14 protein-coding genes are annotated in these 24,054 nt (G+C 38.1%); 5 read left to right on the top strand and 9 right to left on the bottom strand.

Translation table 11 applies throughout. The features are described from left to right. Positions 1–42 precede the first annotated feature (42 nt). Together IPI99_13820 and IPI99_13825 are read left to right on the top strand one after the other, a co-directional pair. Positions 43–2,301 carry a UvrD-helicase domain-containing protein gene (locus IPI99_13820; protein ID MBK7341579.1) on the top strand — a complete coding sequence of 753 codons (2,259 nt, stop codon included), beginning with the start codon at positions 43–45 and terminating at the stop codon, positions 2,299–2,301. A 166-nt stretch (positions 2,302–2,467) separates the two neighbouring features. Continuing rightward, the gene (locus IPI99_13825; protein MBK7341580.1) at positions 2,468–3,433 is read left to right on the top strand and encodes a hypothetical protein; all 966 of its coding nucleotides are present in this window, start codon (positions 2,468–2,470) and stop codon (positions 3,431–3,433) included. Here IPI99_13825 and IPI99_13830 read toward each other — a convergent pair. The 3 genes from IPI99_13830 to IPI99_13840 form a co-directional block, all read right to left on the bottom strand. Further along, positions 3,422–3,982, bottom strand: a complete 561-nt coding sequence (locus IPI99_13830; GenBank protein MBK7341581.1) for a methylated-DNA--[protein]-cysteine S-methyltransferase — start codon at positions 3,980–3,982, stop codon at positions 3,422–3,424. The two genes, IPI99_13825 and IPI99_13830, sit on opposite strands and share 12 nt — an antisense overlap. A 21-nt stretch (positions 3,983–4,003) precedes the next feature. Next, positions 4,004–7,273 (bottom strand): glycosyl hydrolase, encoded by a 3,270-nt coding sequence (locus IPI99_13835; GenBank protein ID MBK7341582.1) that lies wholly within the window; start codon positions 7,271–7,273, stop codon positions 4,004–4,006. Between the two features lie 75 nt (positions 7,274–7,348). Further along, positions 7,349–7,687 carry a hypothetical protein gene (locus IPI99_13840; protein MBK7341583.1) on the bottom strand — a complete coding sequence of 113 codons (339 nt, stop codon included), beginning with the start codon at positions 7,685–7,687 and terminating at the stop codon, positions 7,349–7,351. Positions 7,688–7,805: 118 nt separating this feature from the next. On the opposite strand from IPI99_13840, the gene IPI99_13845 reads away from it, so the two are divergent. Together IPI99_13845 and IPI99_13850 are read left to right on the top strand one after the other, a co-directional pair. Next, positions 7,806–9,350, top strand: coding sequence for a serine hydrolase (locus tag IPI99_13845; GenBank protein MBK7341584.1), 1,545 nt, complete (start codon positions 7,806–7,808; stop codon positions 9,348–9,350). 8 nt (positions 9,351–9,358) lie between these two features. Then, positions 9,359–10,462, top strand: a complete 1,104-nt coding sequence (locus IPI99_13850) for a glycosyltransferase (GenBank protein ID MBK7341585.1) — start codon at positions 9,359–9,361, stop codon at positions 10,460–10,462. A gap of 34 nt (positions 10,463–10,496) precedes the next feature. Here the strand turns inward: IPI99_13850 and dacB are convergent, their stop codons facing one another. The 3 genes from dacB to IPI99_13865 form a co-directional block, all read right to left on the bottom strand. Next, positions 10,497–11,870, bottom strand: a complete 1,374-nt coding sequence (dacB, locus tag IPI99_13855) for a D-alanyl-D-alanine carboxypeptidase/D-alanyl-D-alanine-endopeptidase (GenBank protein MBK7341586.1) — start codon at positions 11,868–11,870, stop codon at positions 10,497–10,499. A gap of 82 nt (positions 11,871–11,952) precedes the next feature. Further along, the gene (locus IPI99_13860) at positions 11,953–12,927 is read right to left on the bottom strand and encodes a succinylglutamate desuccinylase/aspartoacylase family protein (protein MBK7341587.1); all 975 of its coding nucleotides are present in this window, start codon (positions 12,925–12,927) and stop codon (positions 11,953–11,955) included. After that, positions 12,927–13,811, bottom strand: a complete 885-nt coding sequence (locus IPI99_13865; GenBank protein ID MBK7341588.1) for a RimK family alpha-L-glutamate ligase — start codon at positions 13,809–13,811, stop codon at positions 12,927–12,929. The genes IPI99_13860 and IPI99_13865 overlap by 1 nt, the downstream gene beginning before the upstream one ends. Positions 13,812–13,899: 88 nt before the next feature. Between IPI99_13865 and IPI99_13870 the strand changes: the two genes are divergently transcribed. Further along, positions 13,900–15,177 (top strand): MFS transporter, encoded by a 1,278-nt coding sequence (locus IPI99_13870; protein ID MBK7341589.1) that lies wholly within the window; start codon positions 13,900–13,902, stop codon positions 15,175–15,177. A gap of 14 nt (positions 15,178–15,191) precedes the next feature. Here the strand turns inward: IPI99_13870 and IPI99_13875 are convergent, their stop codons facing one another. From IPI99_13875 to IPI99_13885, 3 genes are all read right to left on the bottom strand, one after another. Next, positions 15,192–18,845, bottom strand: a complete 3,654-nt coding sequence (locus IPI99_13875; protein ID MBK7341590.1) for a gliding motility-associated C-terminal domain-containing protein — start codon at positions 18,843–18,845, stop codon at positions 15,192–15,194. Between the two features lie 127 nt (positions 18,846–18,972). Continuing rightward, the gene (locus IPI99_13880) at positions 18,973–21,135 is read right to left on the bottom strand and encodes a T9SS type A sorting domain-containing protein (protein ID MBK7341591.1); all 2,163 of its coding nucleotides are present in this window, start codon (positions 21,133–21,135) and stop codon (positions 18,973–18,975) included. A gap of 290 nt (positions 21,136–21,425) precedes the next feature. Beyond that, positions 21,426–24,054: gliding motility-associated C-terminal domain-containing protein (locus tag IPI99_13885; protein ID MBK7341592.1), on the bottom strand; the 2,629-nt coding region annotated here is incomplete at its 5' end.

Genomic DNA, 24,054 nt, shown 5'->3' on the forward strand with positions numbered 1-24,054 from the left:
AAAACCATTATCTTTGGCCGCACAAGACCAGACTCCTGTAGAATGACAGATTTTCTCAAACAGCTCAATGAGGTGCAACGCAATGCGGTGACCCACAGTGATGGACCTATAATGGTAATCGCAGGTCCAGGTTCAGGCAAAACCAGGGTATTGACTTTCAAATTAGCTTACCTCATTCTACAAGGAATTGCCCCTCAAAACATCCTCAGCCTCACATTCACGAACAAAGCTGCCAAAGAGATGACAGAGCGCATCCACGCGGTAGCAGGAGATGCTGCGCGCAAAGTCTGGAGCGGTACTTTTCACTCCGTCTTCGCGAGGATCCTAAGAGTAGAGGCACCTAAATTGGGCTATCCTTCCAGCTTCACCATTTATGACACTGACGACAGTAAGTCAGTCATCACCGAAATCATCAAGGAGCTCCATCTCTCTGCCAAGGAATACCCTGCCAATGCAATCAGGGCCCGGATTTCTTCCGCCAAATCCAATCTCATCACGCCCATCATGTATGAGAACGATCCCGACTTACAAGCGCAGGACCGGATGAACAAAATGCCTCAGTTGCACCTAATTTATAAAAAGTATATACAAAAATGTATGCTGGCAGGTGCGATGGATTTTGATGACTTGTTGCTTCAGATGTATAGGCTGCTTCATGAAAATCCTGAAAATGTTCTCGAAAAATATCGCTCACAATTCCAGTATGTGATGGTGGATGAGTTTCAGGATACCAACTACCTGCAATATGCTATTGTCAAAAAATTATGCTTGTATAAAGGCAGTCCCAGGAATATTTGTATCGTCGGTGATGATGCGCAGAGTATCTATTCATTTCGTGGAGCGACCATCAGTAATATTCTCGATTTTGAGAATGATTTTCCGGATGTAAAAGTGTTCAAGCTCGAACAAAATTATCGAAGTACGACTCATATAGTGCAAGCCGCCAATGATGTAATTACATACAATAAAAATCAGATCAAAAAAGAAATATGGACTGAACATTCAGAGGGTCACAAAATAAAATTGATACAAGCCATCACAGATACGGATGAAGGAAAAAAAATAGCAGATTTTATTATTGAAATTAAAAACAGGCATCACATTCCGAATAAGGAAATCGCGATCTTGTATAGGACAAATGCACAGTCGAGAATTTTTGAAGAGCAACTGCGTAGAGTGAATATACCTTACAAAGTTTTTGGAGGTATGTCCTTTTATCAGAGGAAGGAAATAAAAGATTTTATCGCTTACATCAGGCTGACGATCAATTCAAGAGACAACGAAGCGTTCAAACGCATCATCAATTATCCTAAGCGGGGATTGGGCGATACCAGTTTGGATAAATTGATGGAATACGCTCAACAACAAAATATCTCATTGTGGGATGCTTCGGCAGAAATTGCATTTTCCGGAAAAGCAGGTACAGCTCTACAAACTTTTAGGATGCAGATGCAGGAGATGAATCTCTTTGCTCAAAAAGCGAATGCTTACGATGCTGCACAATTTATTTTTAAGTTTAGTGGATTGGCATCAGAACTAAAAGCTGATATGACCGTAGAAGGAATTTCGAGATTGGAAAATGCAATGTCGCTCCTGGATGGAATCAAGGAATTTGTTGATGAAGATGAATACGATGAAGAGTTCAACACGGAAGATAAATCACTGGTGAGCTATCTGCAAACGATTTCGCTGATCACGGAAATGGATACTGCGGATCCGCAAGCGGATTATATTACTCTCATGTCCATACACTCAGCAAAAGGATTGGAATTTGATGCTGTTTTGGTTACAGGGCTGGAAGAAAATCTTTTTCCGAGTTATATGTCCATGAATTCAGCTGAGCAACTCGATGAAGAGCGCAGATTGTTTTATGTAGCTATTACCAGAGCCAGAAAATTGTTGAGCCTGAGTTATGCGACATCCAGATATTTCTTTGGCAATCTGAGAAGAAATGAAAAGAGCAGGTTTATCAATGAAATAGACGCAGGTAGATACGAATCGCAAACCGGTGCCCGAAAGTCGATTTTTAATCTAAAGGAAGATGATTTCACGCCGAGAAAAATCTATATCCCTTCACAAAAACCGAGTTCTGTCAACTCTGCTTTATTAGACAATTTCAAAGCCAGTCCGATCAAAGATATCCGTGAAGGTGTAATGGTTCTTCACCAAAAATTTGGAAAAGGAACCGTAGTGCAAATCGATGGAAACAATGACATGAAAATAGCAACCATTCACTTTGACGAAGTGTCTAATCCGGAACGAAAAATAATATTAAAATACGCAAAACTCCAGGTACTGTAAATCAGTTCATTTTAGCAGAAAATAGTCATTAATAAAAATCTTTCTCTCTGTAACTATCTGATCCTTACATCACAAGTTTGATACCAAAACCATCAAGAACTCTCCTCATAGATGATCACAATTTTTACACAAATTAAAAATAAACCATATCGAAAGAAACATTTGCATGGCGAAATTACACTCCATCACTCTTGTCGTAAAGCCTGAGCAAAAGCTGAATATAAAATGGCCAAGGCAGCATATACGGCAAGTTATAACTCTGTTAACTTCATTTTATCTCGTGTGCAGCAGCGTTTCAATTTCTGCCCAACATGCAAGCTTGATTTTCGAAGCAGAGTTAGCTCATGAACTACAAGAATGTTCCGGTTTGATCGCCCTGGAAAACGGAAAGTATTTTCTGGCTCACAATGACAGTGGTTGCGAACCAATTCTTTATTTAATTTCACAAGACGCCAAGATTATTCATCAAATTAGAGTAGAAGGTTCTTCTCATGTCGACTGGGAAGATATGAGTTTTGACGGAATGAAACATCTTTATATTGCAGACTGCGGAAATAATGATCAATCTCGCCGCGGAGGCGTCATCAATAGAATCGATATCAGCAAAGGTTTTTTTGTTGACACCGTTTTTGCGGAACAAATCAAGTTTCAATTTGGGGACTACCCTACTACAAAAATGAAACGAAACAAGAAGCATTTTGATATTGAAGCCATATGCACTTCCGGCGACAGCATATTGATGTTTACGAAAAACAGAGATCGATGGTTCTGCAACAAAACTTTCTTGTATTTGCTCATTCCTAATACAAAACAACAGAAGCTGCTTCCTATCCAAAGTCTGCATTATGGGAATGCATTCCTCTATGAAAACCAAATCAGCGGTGCGTGGTGCGGAAATTCAACAGATCAAGTCTATCTCACGAGTGCTAGTCAACTCATTTTACTGCAAAATCAAAGAACCGGTAGCGATACTTTGTCTTATAAATTGAATCGAAAATATACCTATACGGATTTGAGTCAAAAAGAGGCCGTTTGTATTATGGAAGAAAACAAAGTTGCCGTTTGTCAGGAATCTAATGCCATCTTAAAATCTGCCGCAATGCTGCGAATTTACAAATTATCAGAAAAGTAAACGTGAATTTGGAATAGCTGAACGCTCTTTCAACACCAATTCATTCTTTCGCCATTTTCCCCATTTATATCCTACATTTTGATTAGCACTGGACCATACCCTGTGACAAGGAATAAATATTGCAATTGGATTCTGCGCTAAAGCATGTCCTACTGCTCGTGATGCCTGAGGATTTCCAATCCGGATGGCTAATGCACGATATGACAAGATCTCGCCGCTTCCAATTTCAATAGTTGCCTGCCAAACAAGGTGTTGAAAATTTGTTCCCCAGACATGCAAACTCAATTGTGGACCGGAATGGCATCCATTTTCTAAAAAAGATTTCGCTGATTTTGTCCATTCATTTTCTGCATTTCTGATTTGATGATTTGGAAAAAGATCGAGAAAATTTTCTGAATAATTTTCACTCTCAAATGAACAAAAACAGATCCCCTGATCGGTAGCTGAGATGATCAATTTGCCTAAATCCGAAGTCCAATGGGACTGATAAATATCTCCTCCAATTTGCCTCGAATGATCTGTGAGAATATGATATGAAATTCTATTCAAAATTGTCAAAGACTGAAAGTATCAATCCAATTCAGGCCATCTTCCAGAAGTCGGAGATGCACCATTCTGATCCATAAGCCTCTCTACAGCCTTGAGATCTTCATCAATTATTCTCAAATCTGTGATCACGGATTTCATTTGACCATAAGCTGTGCTGTAACAATCCTTATAAAATTGAGGCACTTCCGAAGTTACACTCCAAGTAGCATACTCCATGGTACCTATGCGTTCACTTACTGAAGTCGGCACTTCGACTTCTTTTGAAGCTTTGATGCGGTCTCCATATAGACTCAGGTCCAATGTCGCCAACTTAGTATCCAGCGTCGATAATTTCTCTAACACCGGTCCGGGATTTTGTTTCATTTCAAGTGCTGAAGTTTTGCACTGAGTGACTCTCTTTTTGATATCTGCTAAAATGCCTTCAGTGGAACCTAAAGCTTTTCTAAGCTTAACTACTTTTTGATAGTAATCGCTGTTGAGTTCAGGATCTTTGCTTTGCATATGTCCCTGAGGAAGTAATTTGCAATTGAACGAAACCGGAGCAACCAAATCGACGACTTTTCCATTTTCAAACTTAGAAATACTGATCGTATAAGTTCCGGGAGGAACCAGATGACCCGTTTCTTCTTCAGAAAATAATTGATCAGCTTGAGGCACAAACCTACCTTCTACTGGGCCTGGATTGGCAGTCCTAAAGTCCCAACTGATTTTTTGGATACCCGATGCTACGGGAGATGTCAATGTGCGCACAACTTCTCCGTTTTTATTCTTAATTTTAAAAATTAAATATGCATCTTCTTGGGTCTCTTCTTTTCTCAATGAGTCCCAGGAAGGATAAAAATATTTTTCCTTCTTCTCATCTTTTGCTTTTTCAGATTCCTTCCGTTTGTCTTTGTATGATTTAAAATCGTCCTTGATGTAGTAATAAATTTGTGCAGCAGGTTTTGGATTGGGGGTCATGAAATAAGAACTGCCCTGATGACCTTTTCCTCTGAGACCCAATTCCATTCTTTCTACGTATATCCATGCATCTTTAATTGGAAATATTTTTGCTTCTTCTTTCAGATCAGCAATTTTAACATTGCGCAAAACAGAGATATCATCTAAAATATAAAAACCACGACCAAAACTTGCAATCACCAGATCGTTTTCGCGACGTTGGATTTCGATATCTCGCACCGCAACTGTTGGTAGACCATTTTTAAGTTGCATCCAGTTTTGGCCTCCATTTTTTGTAAAGAAACATCCGAACTCAGTACCTACAAACAGCAACTGTGGATCTACTTGATCTTCAGCAATAGTATATACGGATCCACGAACTGGTAAATCCCCACAGATCGATTTCCAGGTTTTGCCTCCATCCTGGGTTTTCAAGACATAGGGTTTGAAGTCTCCGTATCTGTGATGGTTAAAGCAAACAAATGCCGTCAGTTTGTCATGCAAAGAAGCAATCACCTGATGCACATAAGATTGGTTGGGCACTCCGGGCAAATTATCAAATTTTGTCCAAGAGGAGCCTCCGTCTGTACTGAGATGTAAAAGACCATCATCCGTGCCCACCCATAAGATATTTTCGTCTAGTGCTGATTCTGCAATACTGGTAGTTTGTCCGTAAATATCGGTACTTCCATTTTTTGCAATGGCATCAACAGACCAGATCTTTCCCATTACCTCAATTTTGTTTCTGTCGATCTGTCTCGACAAGTCCGGACTGATGACTTTCCAGGTATTTCCTCTATCGTCTGTTCGGTGCAATTTATTTGATCCAAAATAAAGCCTCCCTTCTTTATGAGATGAAATAAAAAGTGGAGCATCCCAATTCCATCGGTAAGGTGCTTCATTTTCTGATTCTAAAGGTTTGATAAACAGATATTCACCACTGGTTTTATCAAATCGCATCAATCCACCATACTGACTTTGCGCATAAATGATGTCGGGATTCTTAGGGTCAACCTGAGTCTCAAAACCATCTCCCACAGATGTCACAAACCAATCCGAGTTTGCAATACCGTTGGACGAAGTGGTTCTACTCGGTCCAGCTAAACTAAAATTATCCTGAGTACCACCATGCACCCTGTAAAATGGAAATAGATTGTCTGTAGAAACTTTATAAAACTGTGTCACGGGCAAGTTAGACTTAAAATCCCAGGTCGCAGCATGATCATAAGTTTCATATACTCCACCATCACATCCCACAAGCAAATGCTTAGGATCCTTTGGGTCAACCCAAATACAATGATTGTCAATGTGTTTATTGATTTCTCCTAGATTGCTGACTGTTTTTCCTCCGTCGTATGAAACTTTATAGTAGGTATCTGTAATATAAATTTTATTTGCATCGTGGGGGTCACAGTCTAATTCCTGATAATAGTTGCCGGAAGTAAAAGTGCCACTCTGCTTGGTCCAACTCTGGCCTTTGTCTGTTGACTTGTAGATTCCTCCGTTATTGTCCTTAGCTTCAACTACGGCATATACGTAGGAAGGGTTCACCGGGCTGACGTCTATTCCGATTCTTCCAATATCTCCCGTAGCAGGCAATCCTCCTCCAAGTTTTGACCAGCTGGCACCACCATCCGTAGTTTTGAACAATGCAGATTCAGGTCCACCACCGATATATGTGAAGACCTTCCTCATCCTCTGATGGAATGCAGCATACAATACCTGTGGATTTTGGGGATCCATGATTAGATTATTACATCCGGTATAAGGACTTACAGATTTGATATTGGTCCAGGTTATACCACCATCAGTGCTTTTGTAAACCCCACGTTCGCCGCCCTCTGACCAAACCGGACCATAGGCTGCGACGTAAATTGTCTGAGAATTTTTTGGGTCAACGATGATATTGGCGATGTGCTCTGAATTTTTAAGGCCCATATTTTTCCAGGTCTTGCCACCGTCTTCAGACTTGTACACTCCATCCCCATAAGCTACTGAGCGCTGATTGTTATTCTCACCGGTACCGACCCAAACTGTAGAACTATTGTTCGGATCTAGGCTGACGCAGCCTATGGAATATGACCCTTGTGAATCAAAAATGGGCGTAAAACTCGTTCCGCGATTGACTGTTTTCCAGACACCTCCGGATGAACTTGCAACATAATATTCGCTTGAATTATTGGGATTCACAGCAAAATCAGAAATCCTTCCTGAAGTGACTGCCGGGCCTATAGATCTCCACATCAAACCACCGAACATTTCAGGTTTAAAATTTTGGGGATTATTTTGAGCAAATACAAGCAAGCTCAATAATGTATGGACGAATAGAATTAATATTTTCCTTAAAATCATATCGCAAATTTGCCGCCTAAGATAAGGCAATTTTCCAATGTCAAATACTCAAAAATAATGTAGCCAGAGAGGGTTTTAATAGATGAAATTGAGAAAGCTGAATGCTCGACGGTTATCCAAATAATCCAAATCAGATTCATACAAATAAGATTCTCTTTCAAAACAGATGTTCAAATATGCCTGATGCCGATCCATTCCTTTCAACAGCTGAATCAAATAATGTAAACCATAAATGAAATAAAAAAAGATGATGAGCAATTCCAATTGCTGTCGCAGATGGATTCTCTCATGGTTTATCAATGCGGTGTCATTTATCAGTGAGTGATCGTCCACGACGATAAACGGCCACAAAGTAATCGCTCTGGCAAAGCCTCCTGTAAACAATCTCAAGAAATTTGCACTCACCAAGACCACTTGGTAAATGTAGGGGAAAATCAGTAAATTTTCTATTTTTGTCGAGGAAAGCTATCGTATCAACAAACAATCCGTTTCCGATATCTCATTTACTTCATTCCATACTAATTGCTTACCGATGATTTCAGCCAAATGCATTTATATTAAGACTTCAATATTTTTTTTTCTTTCTCTGCTTGGTTTTCAAACAGCAATATTACATGCACAAAGAGACCGATTCATTCCCGATAGTCTTGACCTATATGTCAAAAATGGTCTGAAAAAATGGAACATTCCAGGTGCAGCAATTGCAGTCATACAGGATGGAAAAATAATTCTGACCAAAGGTTATGGTGTACGAGACATGAACTCCGAAACTCCGGTAGATGAAAATACTTTATTCATGATCGCGAGTAATTCTAAAGCGGTTACGGGGACAATTCTAGCCACTTTGGAACAGGAAAAAAAATTGACCATGGAAGATAAAGTGAGTCAATGGTTGCCTGATTTCAAACTGTTTGATCCGAATTCCACTACAATGTTGACCATCGAAGATTTGGTAAGTCACAGGATGGGTTTTGAAACCTTTCAGGGAGACTTCTGCCATTGGTCTACAAAGGCAACGACTGCCGATGTCATCCGAAGGATGGCATTGATTAAGCCCGTTTACGGTTTTAGAGACAAATGGGGTTATTGTAATGCCGGATATGCTGTTGCAGGTGAAATCATAAAAAAAGCTAGTGGCTTGAGCTGGTCTGAATACGTCAAAAATAAAATATTCGGCCCCCTGGAAATGAAAAATAGTCTGACACTGACTGCTGATTTTCCAAGTAGTGATAACCATTGTTCGCCTCACACTATTTATGAAAACAAACTCATCCCTCTAAAGATACCAAACATTGACAATATGGCACCGGCTACTAGTATCTGCAGTTCTGTGGCAGATTGGTCGAAGTGGCTATCAATGATCATCAACAAAGGTATTTGGCAACAGCGCCAGATCATACCTCAGGCGGCAATTGACAAATCCATTACTCCCGTCAGTCTGATCGGCAATTACAAGCCAATGTACAATACCGGACATTTTGCTATGTATGGGCTTGGTTGGAAAATTCAGGATTATTGCGATCTCAGGATGATATCACATACCGGAGGAGCTGATGGATTTGTTACTTCGGTGACCTGGGTACCTGAAAAAAAATGTGGTGTGATCGTATTTACGAACACTGATGCGAACTCATTTTACCAGGCAGCAAAAATGGAAATCTTAGATGCTTTACTTGAAAAGCCTTTTAGAGATTATTCTGATACTATGTTCCAAAAATTTCAGGTATCATTGAACGAGGATTTGAAATGGATCCAACAGAAGAAAGATACTGTAAGCATGAATAGGAAGCCTTCTGTTGCTCTTGATGAATTTACAGGAAAATATGAAAACGAAGTGTATGGCAGCATGAATATCATTCGCAAAGGCAAAGAATTGGAAATTTACTTTCCGTTAAATGAATGTACGGGCAGGTTAGAGTCACTGGGTGAAAACAGATTCCTATGCACTTATTCTAATCCGTTGCTTGGCATTAAAGAGTTTCCTTTTGAAGTTCAAAACGGCAAAGTAAAATCTGTAAAAGTGAGTTGTGCAGATTTTGTAGAATTCACGAATTATGATTTTAAAAAAATAAATTAAAGCCGCTGATGAGGCAAACACAAAAGCCTACTCTGGCTATATTTACGACATCTGATTTCAGGTATGACCAGAGAATGCAACGAATGTCGATGGTGTTTACGGAGAAGGATTATCAAGTTAAAATATTTTCAAGATATTTTTTTCAGAACCATGAAATACCTGGAAAGGAGATCGTATTTGTCTCCTGTTTCTTTAAAAAATCGTTTTGGTTTTATGCGGAATTTAATTTGCGTTTATTGTTCTCAGGACTATTCCAAAATTCAGATATGATCTATGCGGTAGATGCAGACACTTTGCCTGCTGCTGCCATCCTGAAGTTCATCCTTAGAAAAAAAATGATCTATGATGCACATGAACTCATGGAAGAAAGTCCGGAAATCCAAGGGAAAAAATTCATTCAGAGTTTCTGGGAATCCGTCCAGAAGATATTTGTCCCTTTTGCTTCCTGTTGCATTACAGTAGGCACTGAAATCTCCAAAATTTTAGAAAAAAAATATAAGAGGGAGTTTCATGTAATCAGAAATGTACCTCAAATGGAAATGCATGTATCTAATCCAGCATTTCGCAAGAACATCATATGGTACCAGGGAGCAGTCAATATAGGCAGAGGATTAGAGCAAATGATCATTAGCATGAAATTGTTGCCGGACTATGAGTTTCATATAGCAGGTGATGGAGATATATTGGAGTCGCTCATTCTTCTCACAAAAGAAAATAAACTAGATGATCAGATTAAATTTTTAGGTAAATGTACTCCTGAAATGTTGAGAAAAGAATCACAAAAAGCTAAGGTAGGTATCAATTTACTTTCAGATCAGAGTTTAAGCTATTATCTCTCTCTGGCAAACAAGACTTTCGATTACATTGCCGCAGGGCTTCCTGCAATTCACATGAATTTTCCGGAATATCAAAATCTCATCAATAAATTTCAGGTAGGTGTCACCATCCCAAATCTTCATTCAGATCATATCGTAAGTGCTGTCAGACTTATTGAAAATAACTATAATGAATATTATGAAAATTGTTTAAAAGCCCATGACATTCTGAATTGGAAGCAAGAGCAAATCAAATGGGAAAAAATTTTAATCCACGACGAATTACTACAATCATAATAATAAAAATAATACTTGAAAACTCCTTCAGGTCTCAATTATACTTTAACAATCCTGACATTAGAGATCCAATTTTTTTTCTTACTGTATCTGAACTGCAGGAATAATTATTGACGATCAACGCCACAGCATGAGTTGGTTTATCATTATTCATCAAATATCCACAATATGACCTGACTCGCTCCATACTCCCGCTTTTCAGCCTGAGTTTTCCTTTGGAAAGACGGTATTTATTCATTTCACCGGCTAAGGTTCCTTCATTTGCAACATCAGGCAGTAATTTATAGAAGTACCTTGTTTTTTCATTTTGATTTGTCCACAGCAGGGCCTGCGCCAGCTGAAGTGGAGTTGCACTATTCTTCGGAGATAAACCTGATCCATCTTCAAAATTCAAACCTCTGGTATCTATCCCCGTACTTCCCCAAAATTGACTTAAAGCAATCAGTGCATCCTTGCGTTTGCTTGTCTGATTTTTTTTCATTCCGAATGTATGCAAAAAAGATTCACAATATAAATTGACACTTTTTTTCAAAGCGCGATCTGCAATTGCCCAGAGTGACGGGGAAATATATTGATAGATCAATACTTCTACATCATCCGGAGTATCGACAACTTTGTCCAGAATTACCTGAATCCCTCTCTTCTTTAAAGCAGAGATTAACATCCTGACAAATACCGATTCAGGTTGTCGCATTGCTGCTTTCAATCCTACTGTATCTCTTCCACAGCACAATATATCTCCGTGTACTGTATAAATATCATCTTGTGAACTGCCCAATACAAATAAACTTTCGTCCGACTTGTACACCGAGGATCGAACCTCTGAACAATAATTATCCTCAAGTATAGAAGGGATGACTTTTACGATGTCGCAGATTTTACCTGAACGAGTTTGTTCCTGCAAGTAAATTTTTACGGCGTTCTCCATAAAATTCAGTGAATAACAACCAGCGCCATAATAATTACCGAGATCATACCAAAGCCATTCCGTATTCTCAGGAATATCAGTAATTAAATCTCTGTTGACCGTGATTTGACCTCTGATTTTTTTTATTCCACTCTTCATTAATAATCCGGCAAGGGTATCTGCCAGATTTTCAAAAGGCAATGCACCGAATTGATCCTGCGAACAAAATGAGGGATCAATGGAAGGTTCTATTTGAAGTCTGCCATTGAATTCACCTTCAAAATTTGTTTTTCCTTCGAGAATAAAATCTGTCCTATATTGATATTCTGCACCCACTTCTGAAATCAAAGCCGCTGTAGAAAATATTTTCAAACTTGAGGCAGGAATCAAGGCTTTGTTCGGATTATAAGAGGCAACTATATTTCCTGTTTGCAAATCAATTATACCGATCCCAACTGATGCGGTAAATAGCTCAGTATCTTCTGCAAAATTGTTGACCACTTTTTGGAATCTGTTGTCAGTAACAAACTTTTGCGCTAAAGCAATTTTCGGAATAAATAAATGAAAGATGCATAAAAATATACTAGGAAATAACCGAAGCCACATACTTTTCTTCTTCATATGCTATATGAAACATTCCATCTCCAACATTGATCACCGGAGCATTGTTATGCCCGATGATGAAGCCATCTCTTGAGGCAAACATTTTGACTTCTCTTTGTGCAAAAGGGTCACTAATTATCCCCAATACTTCACCATGTTTTACATAGCTGCCTGCCTGACGAGAATATGTCAGCATGCCACTTTCAGGAGCGCGCTCCCAATCCGTTTTTTTGAATACGCGATTGACTTGATTTTGAGGTTTGGGACCTTCCAACATTTTATGAGCTTCCAATAAATTGCGGATCACCTGTTGTCCTTTTTGCACCACAAAATTTTCAATCCTCAAAGCTCCACCACCCTCAAACACGAGTATGGGTTTGTGTTGTGCCTTGGCTATTTTTCGTAGAGATTTGGAAACTATACTTTTTTCGATGAGGAGCTCGTAATTGGTCTTCAGGGCCAATTCTTTTGAAGGGCCATGTTTGGTTGAATACCTCACCTGAGGATAATTCCAATGATGGTCACCGCCTGTGTGAAAATCTACTCCGAAATCAACCAAGGGTAAAATTTTCTTGGTAACGATCCTGGCAATCCTGCTAGCCAATGATCCATTGACACTACCCGGAAAGCTGCGATTGACGTCTTTCCCATCCGGTACATCCCTTGAAAAATTGATGAATCCAAATATATTGAGAAGGGGTATCGCGATGACCGTGCCGCTCTTCAATTGAGAAAACATATTTTCATGAATAGATCTTCTGATGATCTCCACACCATTGATTTCGTCTCCATGCATACCTCCTAAAAAAAGTGCCGTAGGTCCAGGCACCCTTGATCTGAAAATATATGTAAATATTGAGATTCGATTTCCCGACGGCAACTTTCCTGCATTGATTCGCACCAATCCTGAACTGCCCGGCGGAAAATCTTGCCCTTGTATACTGATATTACTCATTATTCAGATGAGTTTAAATTCTTCTCAATGAAGGAGATAATTTTACCTGCAATGTCTACCTTAGTAGTAGCTTCAATACCTTCTAATCCGGGGGAGGCATTAACCTCCAATACGAGGGGTCCACGCTTCGATCTCAAAATATCCACACCGGCTACGGACAGACCAAGAATTTTTGTGGCGCGCAGGGCAATATCCTGTTCTTCTGAAGAGAGCTTAGCAATTGTTGCAGTTGCTCCTCTATGAATATTTGACCGGAATTCTCCAGGCAAGGCCTGCCTGACCATCGCACCTACGATCTCGCCGTCCACAACAAATGCCCGTATATCCGAACCTTTTGCGTCTTCTATAAATTCCTGAATGAGCACATCTTGTCCCACCCGATGAAATCCTTCGACGATGGACTGACCCTGATTCTTCTTGTCACAAAGTATTACTCCAAGTCCTTGAGTGCTTGACAAAAGTTTGATCACTGCCCTGTCTTTAGTAACTTGATCATATACTACTCCTGTGCAACTGTCTCCTGCGGCGATCCCTGTCTTAGGGACGTCGATGCCCTCGGCAGATAAAATTTGCATGCAGGTGAGTTTGTCTCTTGCTTTGAGTAATGCGTCTGCTTTGACCGTGGTAAATATCCCCATATTTTCAATCTGCCGGATCACTGCAGCACCATATTGTGTCGCCGAAGCGCCTATCCTTGGAATAACTGCATCAAAGCCCATCATCTCATCATAACCTGTGAATAGCTGAGGTTTCCCACCTGAAATAATCAGGTTGCAGAGTAAATGATCTATCACATAAACCTCATGCTTACGTCTCTGTGCCGCTTTGATCAAGCTCTGCGTACTATATAGAGCCGCGTTGCGGGAAAGAATCAAGATTTTCATACAATGAATCTAAGTTTGCAAATATCAAAATATAATTCCACTTTGACAGAAAGGATATTTCCTTATTTTGCCCGCCAATTGAACAAAGATGAAAGAAGACAAAAGGGCTATTTTAGGCTGGGTAATGTTTGACTGGGCCAACTCTTCGTATTCCCTGGTTATCTCCACAGCTGTATTTCCCGTATTCTTTCTCGCAGCTACGCCGGAAGAAATTCCCATTTTCAATTTTTCGGTTTATAATTCAAGTCTCTACGCGTTTTCTGTAACCTTTTCTTATATACTGATTAGTCTCCTCTCACCCGTACTGAGTGGAATTGCAGATCATGGTGGAAAAAGGAAATTCTTCATGCGTGTGTTTACAACTACAGGGAGCCTTGCCTGTATCTTGCTATACTTTTTTACCGGATCAAATAATCTTTGGATTGGAATTATCGCTTTCATCATCGCTACGACCAGTCATGCAGGGTCCCTGGTATTTTACGACGCTTATTTACCTGACATAGCGCTACCTGAACATCGCGACAAGATCAGCGCAAGAGGTTATGCATTTGGATACATAGGTAGCGTACTTTTGCTGATAGTAAATTTATTGGTGATTCAAAAACCCGAGTGGTTTGGTATATCATCAGAAAATCATTTGCCTGTAAGGTTAGCTTTCCTTAGCGTTGGAATATGGTGGTTTAGTTTTTCTCAATACTCATTCATCAGGCTCCCTGAGGATCAAAATGTAGCATTCGATAAATCTCAGCTTTTTGGAGGATTAAAAAAATTGAAAACAGCCTGGAATCATATTCGGCACAACAGAGATGTGATGTATTTTTTGTTCTCATTCTTTTGTTATAGCGCGGGTGTACAAACGGTAATTTATCTCGCATCCGCATTTGCACAAAAAGAGTTACATTTCGAATCATCAGAACTCATTTTAATTATTCTCATCCTTCAAATAGTTGCCATTGGAGGTGCTTACTTATTTGCATATATTTCAAAACTGAGCCAAAATAAAACTTCGATGATGATAATGCTATGTATCTGGATATTAATTTGTGTGCTCGCATATCTGGTACATTCCAAAACTCAATTTTATTTGGTTGCTGCCCTGGTAGGAATGGTCCTAGGTGGAATTCAGGCACTGTCAAGGTCTGCATATTCAAAAATTATTCCCACCGAAAAAAATCTGAATACCTGCTTATTTAGTTTTTATGATACCTTGTATTATCTGTCTATTATTTCTGGAACATTTACTTTTGGTATCGTTGGACAGCTCACTGGAAGCATGCGAAACAGCGTGATTAGTTTAGGTATTTTTTTTATAGCTGGACTCATATTTCTTTCCCAAGTAAAAAAATCTTCCTTTCTTCATAAATAAAAAAGATGCCTGATCTATTGCAACACAGTCAAATCACCATGTAAAGTGAGCTGCTTTCCATTCTTCAATCTGATCTCTGCTATCCAAACAAACACCGCAGGATTCATCTGTTCAGCTCTGAAGCTTCCATCCCAACCTAACTCAGGAATATTAGCTCCAAAATTTTCTTTCGCCCATACCAGTTCACCCCATCTGTCATAAATGTTCAGATATTCTATTCTATCTATTTCTCCGCTTGTGATGAGATAAAAATATTTATTCGTTGCAATGCCACTTCCCGGATGGATTACATTCGGTGCATAAATTTCAATATCGTCTTCTATGATCAGATATAAAGTATATATAGAATCACACTGTTCTTTGGTTTGAAAATTTGCGGTGTAGGTTCCTGATTCACCATAATTTTTGTTGTTGATAGACCAATGATAATTTTGTTGGGTATAAACCGTATCTGAATAGAAATATTGTGGATGAATATATACCACCTTGTTTAATACAGAATCACAGCCATGTTCTGTCTGTTGATTGAAAGACAATACCTCGTCTTTTGTGATTCGGTTCCCGGTAATTGGGTCGATATATTCTTCACAAGCGTGAACCGTATCTAATATTCGTGTAGAAGGGAAAATCTCAATATGGAGTGTGACTAAGCTATCGCAAGAATATTGGTTGCTCAATATTTGAGTATAAATGCCGGATTGTTTGATTACATTTCTATTCCATTCGAATGAATCGCATGCAGAATGCATCAGGATCGTCCGCGTACTTGGATGGATGGTCAATTCCAGTTCTGTAATACTGTCACAAGAATGCTGTGATTGATTTTTTGAAATATAAATGCCGGATTGTTTGTATGTAGAGCCATTCCATTCGAGAGAATCACAGGCGGTTTTTTGTTGCTTTATATTTTTAGTGGAATGAATGGTCAGATATAGATTGATGATGCTGTCACATCCTTTGGTTGTGCTCAAGGTATCATAATATAATCCGCTTTGTTTATAATTCTTTCCCAACCATAAGAATGAATCGCATGCTGTCTGTGTTTGAATGATGGATTTACTTTGGTTCAATGCAAGATTCAAAGTCACGATGCTGTCACAACCATTGATAGAAGAAAATGTATCTCTGTACTGACCTGTTGTGTTGTATGATTTTCCGTTCCACACATATTGATCGCAGGAAGAAATGAACTCATTGCTGTACAAAATGGTATCGATGCTCAGATTCAGAAAAACTATTGAATCGCAGCCATTTTCATTTTGTCCATTGAATGTGTATGTCCCGGAATTGGTATAAACATTTCCATTCCAATTGTAATTGCCGCAAGCTCTCGTATTCTGAATGATAGTGTCGGCAGCTTGAATTGTCAAATTAAGGATGATGATGCTGTCGCAGGAATGGTCTGTCTGTCCTTGATATGTGTATGTTCCTGAATTGGTGTAAACATTTCCATTCCAATTGTACGATATACATGCGGAATCAAAAATAATTTGCTCGGATTTTGGATAAATTTGCAAATCGAGGATTGTCAAACTGTCGCATCCGTTAGCACTTAATGTGTCATACATATACCTTCCGCTGCTCGTGTATTCTTTGTCGTTCCATACATATTTTTCGCAGATCGAAATGTTCTGCATTACTGTTACTGAATCCAACAAATTGAGATCGAGATATACGATCAGACTATCGCAGCCTTTTTCGCTGCTGAGAACGTGTACATATCTTCCTGTATCCTGGATCGGTCTTCCATAAAAATCATAGGAGGATCCTCTGCAGATTTCTGCATTGCGGTATTCCAATTCAGGTAAATCAAGGCTATGAAAAAAATTGTCCGTGTAATCACATTCCAATAAAATAAAATCTTTGTCTCCGAAGGGACCTGAATTATTTCTGCTGCTGTTAACCACAAGATAAAGCTCTTTGAGATTTTGCGCTTTCAAGCTGATCTCCAATCCTATCAGGCTATCGCCGGGAAGTAGTTTGGTTTGTGTATAATAGATGCCTAGTAATGCACCGCCTGTTTCCGGATTGCCATTATAAAACGAAACGGCAAGACTGCTGTCTGCTTGTGCAGAAGCATCGCTGCGATTGTACAAATCAAAATTTACAATATACTCATTTGTACTTTCATCATAGCGAATACAAAATATTGTTCCGTACAAACTCGCCGCAGGAACTTTGTAGTTTCCTGCCGAGTCCAACAGGGTTTTTTGGGCCATGAAGTTATTGTATCGTCCATTCTGATAAGTTGCCTGATTTTTTTGTACCCGCGGCACTGTGAGATCATCATTGATGTAGAGTGGATTGTAGGCGTATTGATTCCAGATCGGACGGGCAGGTGCCCAGGGAAGACTGTCCGGTGGACCAAAGATCGAGAGGTGGCCGATATAATTTGTGTCATTGCAAACGGTACATATTCTAGAACTGCCTTGCTCATCAATACCAACTATTGTGGGGTATTCATAAAATGTGCCCGCCATGCAATCAATTTTATCCACTACATACGGTATTGTATCATTGTAAGCCAGAATCTTAAGGTGAAGTGAATCCCGCAACACCATTTCTTGTCTACCGTCGCCGTCAAAATCAAACAGACTCACTCCCAATGAGCCGGACTCGTCTTGATTGGGCAATGACCACTGAAGTTGAAATTGACCTGTTCCGTTATATACATAAGAATAGCTGAAGTTGACACGATCGAATATCAAACTCGGATAAATAGAATTTGAGATCTTTCCTATAGATACAATTCCCATATAATTGGAAGGAGAGGGAGGATAACATTTTGCTATTAATTTTGGATTCCCTGTGTTGTCAAGGCAATAGGCATAGACCAATCCGGAATTATTGGCCCTAGCTGAGGCAACTACTACATCCAATTTTCCGTCAAGATTTACATCTGCTATAGAAGTAAGTCCGTCTCGATATTCTTTGTCCACCATAATATTGCTTGCGGTCATGGAATTACCGACACGACCATTCTTGTTGGTAATTTTTACCTTATATATGGAATAACCGGCAGCCAGTTCTAAGTCTGTAGGGTCATCATCCAATTGTGCAGCTACTGAAACCGGAAAGGAAATTCCAAGAAAAGTATCTCTGCTCACACCGATAGCATTAGAACCACCATCCACTAACAATTTACCGGTCTGTGCATTAAATATTTTATTGTTGATATACAATTCCGGAACGCCATCCATATTAAAGTCTGCCGTAGCCAATCCCCCGGACCTATAATATGGGTTGTATTGGCTTGCCGGAAAATCAGAGACCCATCGCAAAGTTCCAACATTACTGATACATTTAATTTTGCCTTCATTTGGTCCAAAAAAATCATCGATTAGCATAAAAATTTCTGGCTTTTCATCCATATCAACATCCAACAATGTTCTAGTGCTAAACCTATTATCATCTCTAAAAGTGGAAAATTCTAATAATAATTTATTTTTATTTAGGGTAGTAGCTTTTAATAAATAATTAAAATTACGTACCATGACCTCTGGCAAACAATCTACATTCCAATCCGTAACTAAGGGAAAATCATAAAAATCAATGGTATCTGCCAGAACAGTTTTAGTCCCAATTCTGATAGGTTTTTTTTCAAATTTTGAACTTCTGAAACATTTTAAGGTATCGGTATAATCTATACAATTCTGGCAGAATAGCATTTGTGAATTTAAACCAATTAGGATTAAACTAAATACAAGAAAGTTAAAACTAAAGGATAACTTATTCATATCAAGGAAAAATCAAAATAGTCGGGCCATATACCCCCGACTATTTTGATACTAAGGCTTAATGTTGTAAAATAAATTTAACGACTTTCATTTTCTCCCCCGGAGTGAGATACTTTATAAAGTACAAACCTGAAGGCAAATGTCTAAGATCCAATTCTTTCCTCTTTTCGAGTATTTGGTGAGGCAAAATCAATTTTTGATCTATGCTCCATAGTTCAAACAAAATGCTTTCTTGATTTGATTGAAGCGTAATAATCCCTGTGTTAGAAGGATTAGGAAAAACTCTAAGAACCTCAGCATTGAGATTCGATTCCTGATTTTTATTACGATAGTTGAGTCTTGGGCAATCCGGCTTGGGAATAAAAATAGTCTTGAAGCAGGATGGTGTAGGACAATTACAGGCAGCGTTATTACACTCATAAACGGTCAATGTAATGTCTGAGCTGTAAGGCCCAAGAGGACCGGATGGAAGTGGCCCCATGACTCCTCCCGGCATGGTTTTGTAGCATAAAAAATTACCTGTGGACTTGACATCTAAGGTAAAATAATACAAATTGCCTTCCTCATTACAATACAAATCCTTCCTATAGACTTCCAGGCCACAGTTTGCATTGCATGGTTTTGGCGGACAAATATCAATATCAATAAAATTAAGACATCCAGCAGTAAAGGCAATTCTAAATTTCTTACACTCTGTCCCGATGCTTCCTCCATTAATAGTACAAGGGATGGCGCCGGAACTGCAATTTGTAAATGAATTATTACTCAAATCTGTAACCGTGTATAATCCCCCCGTAGGTACAGTAAGATCAAAGGTCCAAGTATTGTTGGGATAGCAAGTTACATTTCTGATGGATAAATTATTAAAATCTTGACAAGTTGCACTACAAAAGGCAGGTGGAGTGATCTGGAAACTAAATAAACAACCATCCACATTTACAGTTAAAGTACAAGGGCCTTCTTGTATGATAAAAGGTCCAAGATTTATGACAGCACTTCCATTTCCTGTTTTAAGCGTGTAAGGACCTGGTTCATTTGGATATGGGTTATTCAGTTGTCTTTGGATGATATACGAGTGACTGCCAATATTAATCATATCTAATTGAACATAATAATAATCATCAGACATAAGGTTGGTGGTATTATTGTTTTGACATAGGCCCGTTTGGCTTTGGATAATAATTATTTTGTAATCATCATAGCATATCTCAATAGAATTGCTGTTTACAGGAGGTAAACTTACTCCATTTGACTTAAATATTAAAGTAGTAAAAAGTTCTCTACATTGACCAATTGAAAAATTTGACTTAGGAAGGTCAAAACAATATCGTTTTGATGCAGGGTCTATAGAAACATTAAAAATATTAAAGCCTGGAGCTGTCAAAGATTCCAATATCCAATTACCACAAACACTTGGCAAATCATATTTACCACAAATCCTGATGTTCTCACCATCGCATGAATTATATTCAATACCATAGCCAAGATTATTCATCGGCTGATCGAAAAGTGTACCATTACCAAAAGCACTATTATTACAATCCTCACAAATGCCATCAATATAGGCATATCCAAAATGTTGTCCACAGCCACAATCTGAGGCAATAATACTCAGTGTCGCTATCTGTCCTATTTTACTTGACGGAATGTTGAACTTATGACATGCCCAATCGACTGTATCTATTTTTTCGAAAATACACAATGCATCTGTTCTGATTTTATCACATTCTAACATATCCGCATCAAAACAAAGAGTTTGTTCTGATACTAAATCGCAAGATATACTGAACCAGGGTTGGCTATCACCATGACCATCAGGATTCTCCAATATTGCAGCAAACCAAACTGCAAAATGACGATTCTCCTCTGTAACTTTAAATCTTTTTCGAATCCTATTCGCATCTTTATCTCCATCACAAAGATCTAAATGACCATACCGATTGTTCAGCATCAACGAGCTTGATCCAAACTTAGTCCTTGGTATTCCAACGAGAGGATCTGTGCCTCCATATACGATTTCAAATCTATTTGCCGTAGGCAAACTTCTTGGAATCCAAACTATCGGATAACCGTTTTGCGTTGGTGTGCAGGTTTTGCTACCTGCCTCAAAAAAACCGGATGATCCTGTATAATATTGAAACCCATTCTCGAATCCTCCATTATCGCAAATCAATGTATCTTGAGAAAGGATTGGTGAAAGAAACGAAAAGCTAAAAACCATGAATAGGAGTAATTTTAATTTAGCGCCAATGTTCTGTTCTGTTCTGTGTTTAAATACTTTACAGAAAAATAAAATTTTGTCATAGTTAATAAATTTAGATTGTTTAAAAATAAAATGCATGATTCTTGAATAATTAAAAATATTATTTTTTAACTTTCCATAGGCTACAATTTAAGAATGAATTAATGGTTCAAATCTAATCCCTTAATTCCGGATTGTCAAGCGTATCGTACTATTTATTTTTTTTGAGGGATTAAATTTGTTCCACTTTCATAAATTTCTTTTGCTCCCTATCTCAATACCGTAAAATCTCCTGTAACTTTGATTTCTCTTCCGTCTTTGAGTCTTACTATTGCAAGCCATACGAAAACTCCAGGATTGACCATCTGTGACTTAAATGTTCCGTCCCATCCCAGCTCCGGTATGTTGGCTTGAAATTGAGTTTTCTCCCACACTAACTCTCCCCAGCGATCGTAGATTTTCAATTCTTGGATTTGATCTATTTCTCCACTTGTGATGAGATAAAAATATTTATTCGTTGCAATGCCACTTCCCGGATGGATTACATTCGGTGCATAAATTTCAATATCGTCTTCTATGATCAGATATAAAGTATATATAGAATCACACTGTTCTTTGGTTTGAAAATTTGCGGTGTAGATTCCTGATTCACCATAATTTTGGTTGTTGATAGACCAATGATAATTTTGTTGGGTATAAACCGTATCTGAATAGAAATATTGTGGATGAATATATACCACCTTGTTTATTACAGAATCACAGCCATGTTCTGTCTGTTGATTGAAAGACAATACCTCGTCTTTTGTGATTCGGTTTCCGGTAATTGGGTCGATATATTCTTCACAAGCGTGAACCGTATCCAATATTCGTGTAGAAGGGAAAATCTCAATATGGAGTGTGACTAAGCTATCGCAAGAATATTGGTTGCTCAATATTTGAGTATAAATGCCGGATTGTTTGATTACATTTCTATTCCATTCGAATGAATCGCATGCAGAATGCATCAGGATCGTCCGCGTACTTGGATGGATGGTCAATTCCAGTTCTGTAATACTGTCACAAGAATGCTGTGATTGATTTTTTGAAATATAAATGCCGGATTGTTTGTATGTAGAGCCATTCCATTCGAGAGAATCACAGGCGGTTTTTTGTTGCTTTATATTCTTTGTGGAATGAATGGTCAGATCTAGTTTGATGATGCTGTCACAACCTTTGGTTGTGCTCAAGGTATCATAATATAATCCGCTTTGTTTATAATTCTTTCCCAACCATAATAATGAATCACATGCTGTCTGTGTTTGAATGAAGGATTTACTTTGGTTCAATGCAAGATTCAAAGTCACGATGCTGTCACAACCATTGATAGAAGAAAATGTATCTCTGTACTGACCTGTTGTGTTGTATGATTTTCCGTTCCACACATATTGATCGCAGGAAGAAATGAACTCATTGCTGTACAAAAAGGTATCGATGATAAGATTCAGAAAAACTATTGAATCGCAGCCATTTTCATTTTTTCCATTGAATGTGTATGTCCCGGAATTGGTGTAAACATTTCCATTCCAAGTATAAGAATCGCAAGCAGAAACTTTCAGTTGAATAGAATGAGATGGAAAGATAGTAAGCTGTAAATTCGCAATACTATCGCAACCAAAGCTATTCTGTGTCTTGTAAGAATAATTACCAGTGGTGTTGTAAGTATTTCCATTCCAGGTATAAGAATCACAGACTTGAATGCTGCTAGAAGATTGTGAAGATGAATTCAATTTCAATTGTAGCGTTTCAATGCTATCACAACCATGAACGTTAATAAATTTTTTATTAAATATTCCGCTTTTTTGGTATGTGGTGTTGTGCCAAATAAAACTGTCACAAGTTGTTACATTTAATGGAATGAAATCAGATTTTTTAATTTCCAACTTTAAATTTGTAATACTATCACAACCTTTAACATTTTTTGAAATAATATTATAAAATCCACTTTCAAAATATTTATAATAATTAATTACTAAGCTATCGCAGCCTTTCAATGCAATTAAATTAGTATCTGACTTGTTTATTGTTAGATTTAATTTTGATAGAACTTTACAACAAGAAGAATTTGATTCATTATATGTGATCGTATCAGTAGAGTGATAATAAGTTGATCCGTCAATCCATGTATATTGATCGCAAGCTTCAATAGTGTCATGTCTCGATTGCGAATTACAAGATACTAATTGTAATATAAATGTATTGTAATCTCCAAGACTAAAATGATAATTTTCAATTACATTATTGTTAAAATTAATTGTATCAGAAAAGTAGCCTGCAATATACATGTTATTTAAATTATCAATGTCAACAGATACAACCCAATCATTCGAATTATTTCCTAATCCTTTGAATTGCATGAAATTGCCAGAACTATCTAACCTGACAAAGTAGCTATCAAATTTACCAAAAGAAGTTAATCTTTTAACACCATTTTTGGATTTGAAATCTAAGGTATCTATGTACACCCCAAATAAATTGATGTCATTGCAATGATCTACTATTAAGTAATTTGGAATACTAATATTTGTGCAAAATAAATCATATACCCAAATTAAATCTCCATTTGTGGAATATTTACATAGGAAAGTATTATTACTAGCAGTGCCGAAGTGTATGTTAGCTATAGGCCCTGGATCAAAATCTACACTACCAAAATAACTTCCTGCACAATAATAATTACCGGCATCATCTATATCAAATGACCATGCAGTTTCTATACTAGGGCCACCAAAACTTTTAGCCCATAAAAACTTCCCATCTTTGTCAAATTTGCAAATTACAATGTCATAATCTCCGTTTGATGTAAGATTAAATTTGCCAGCACCTGGATCGAAGTCTACAGTTGAAATAAAGTTGCCAATG

The sequence above is a fragment of the Saprospiraceae bacterium genome (assembly GCA_016710235.1).
In the GTDB taxonomy this organism is placed as follows: Bacteria; Bacteroidota; Bacteroidia; order Chitinophagales; family Saprospiraceae; genus Vicinibacter.

Coding starts and splice junctions, on each gene's coding strand:
- IPI99_13820 (MBK7341579.1), top strand. CDS start 43: ATGACAGATTTTCTCAAACAGCTCAATGAGGTGCAACGCAATGCGGTG.
- IPI99_13825 (MBK7341580.1), top strand. CDS start 2,468: ATGGCGAAATTACACTCCATCACTCTTGTCGTAAAGCCTGAGCAAAAG.
- IPI99_13835 (MBK7341582.1), bottom strand. CDS start 7,273: ATGATTTTAAGGAAAATATTAATTCTATTCGTCCATACATTATTGAGC.
- IPI99_13845 (MBK7341584.1), top strand. CDS start 7,806: ATGATTTCAGCCAAATGCATTTATATTAAGACTTCAATATTTTTTTTT.
- IPI99_13850 (MBK7341585.1), top strand. CDS start 9,359: ATGAGGCAAACACAAAAGCCTACTCTGGCTATATTTACGACATCTGAT.
- IPI99_13860 (MBK7341587.1), bottom strand. CDS start 12,927: ATGAGTAATATCAGTATACAAGGGCAAGATTTTCCGCCGGGCAGTTCA.
- IPI99_13865 (MBK7341588.1), bottom strand. CDS start 13,811: ATGAAAATCTTGATTCTTTCCCGCAACGCGGCTCTATATAGTACGCAG.
- IPI99_13870 (MBK7341589.1), top strand. CDS start 13,900: ATGAAAGAAGACAAAAGGGCTATTTTAGGCTGGGTAATGTTTGACTGG.
- IPI99_13875 (MBK7341590.1), bottom strand. CDS start 18,845: ATGCTATTCTGCCAGAATTGTATAGATTATACCGATACCTTAAAATGT.
- IPI99_13880 (MBK7341591.1), bottom strand. CDS start 21,135: ATGGTTTTTAGCTTTTCGTTTCTTTCACCAATCCTTTCTCAAGATACA.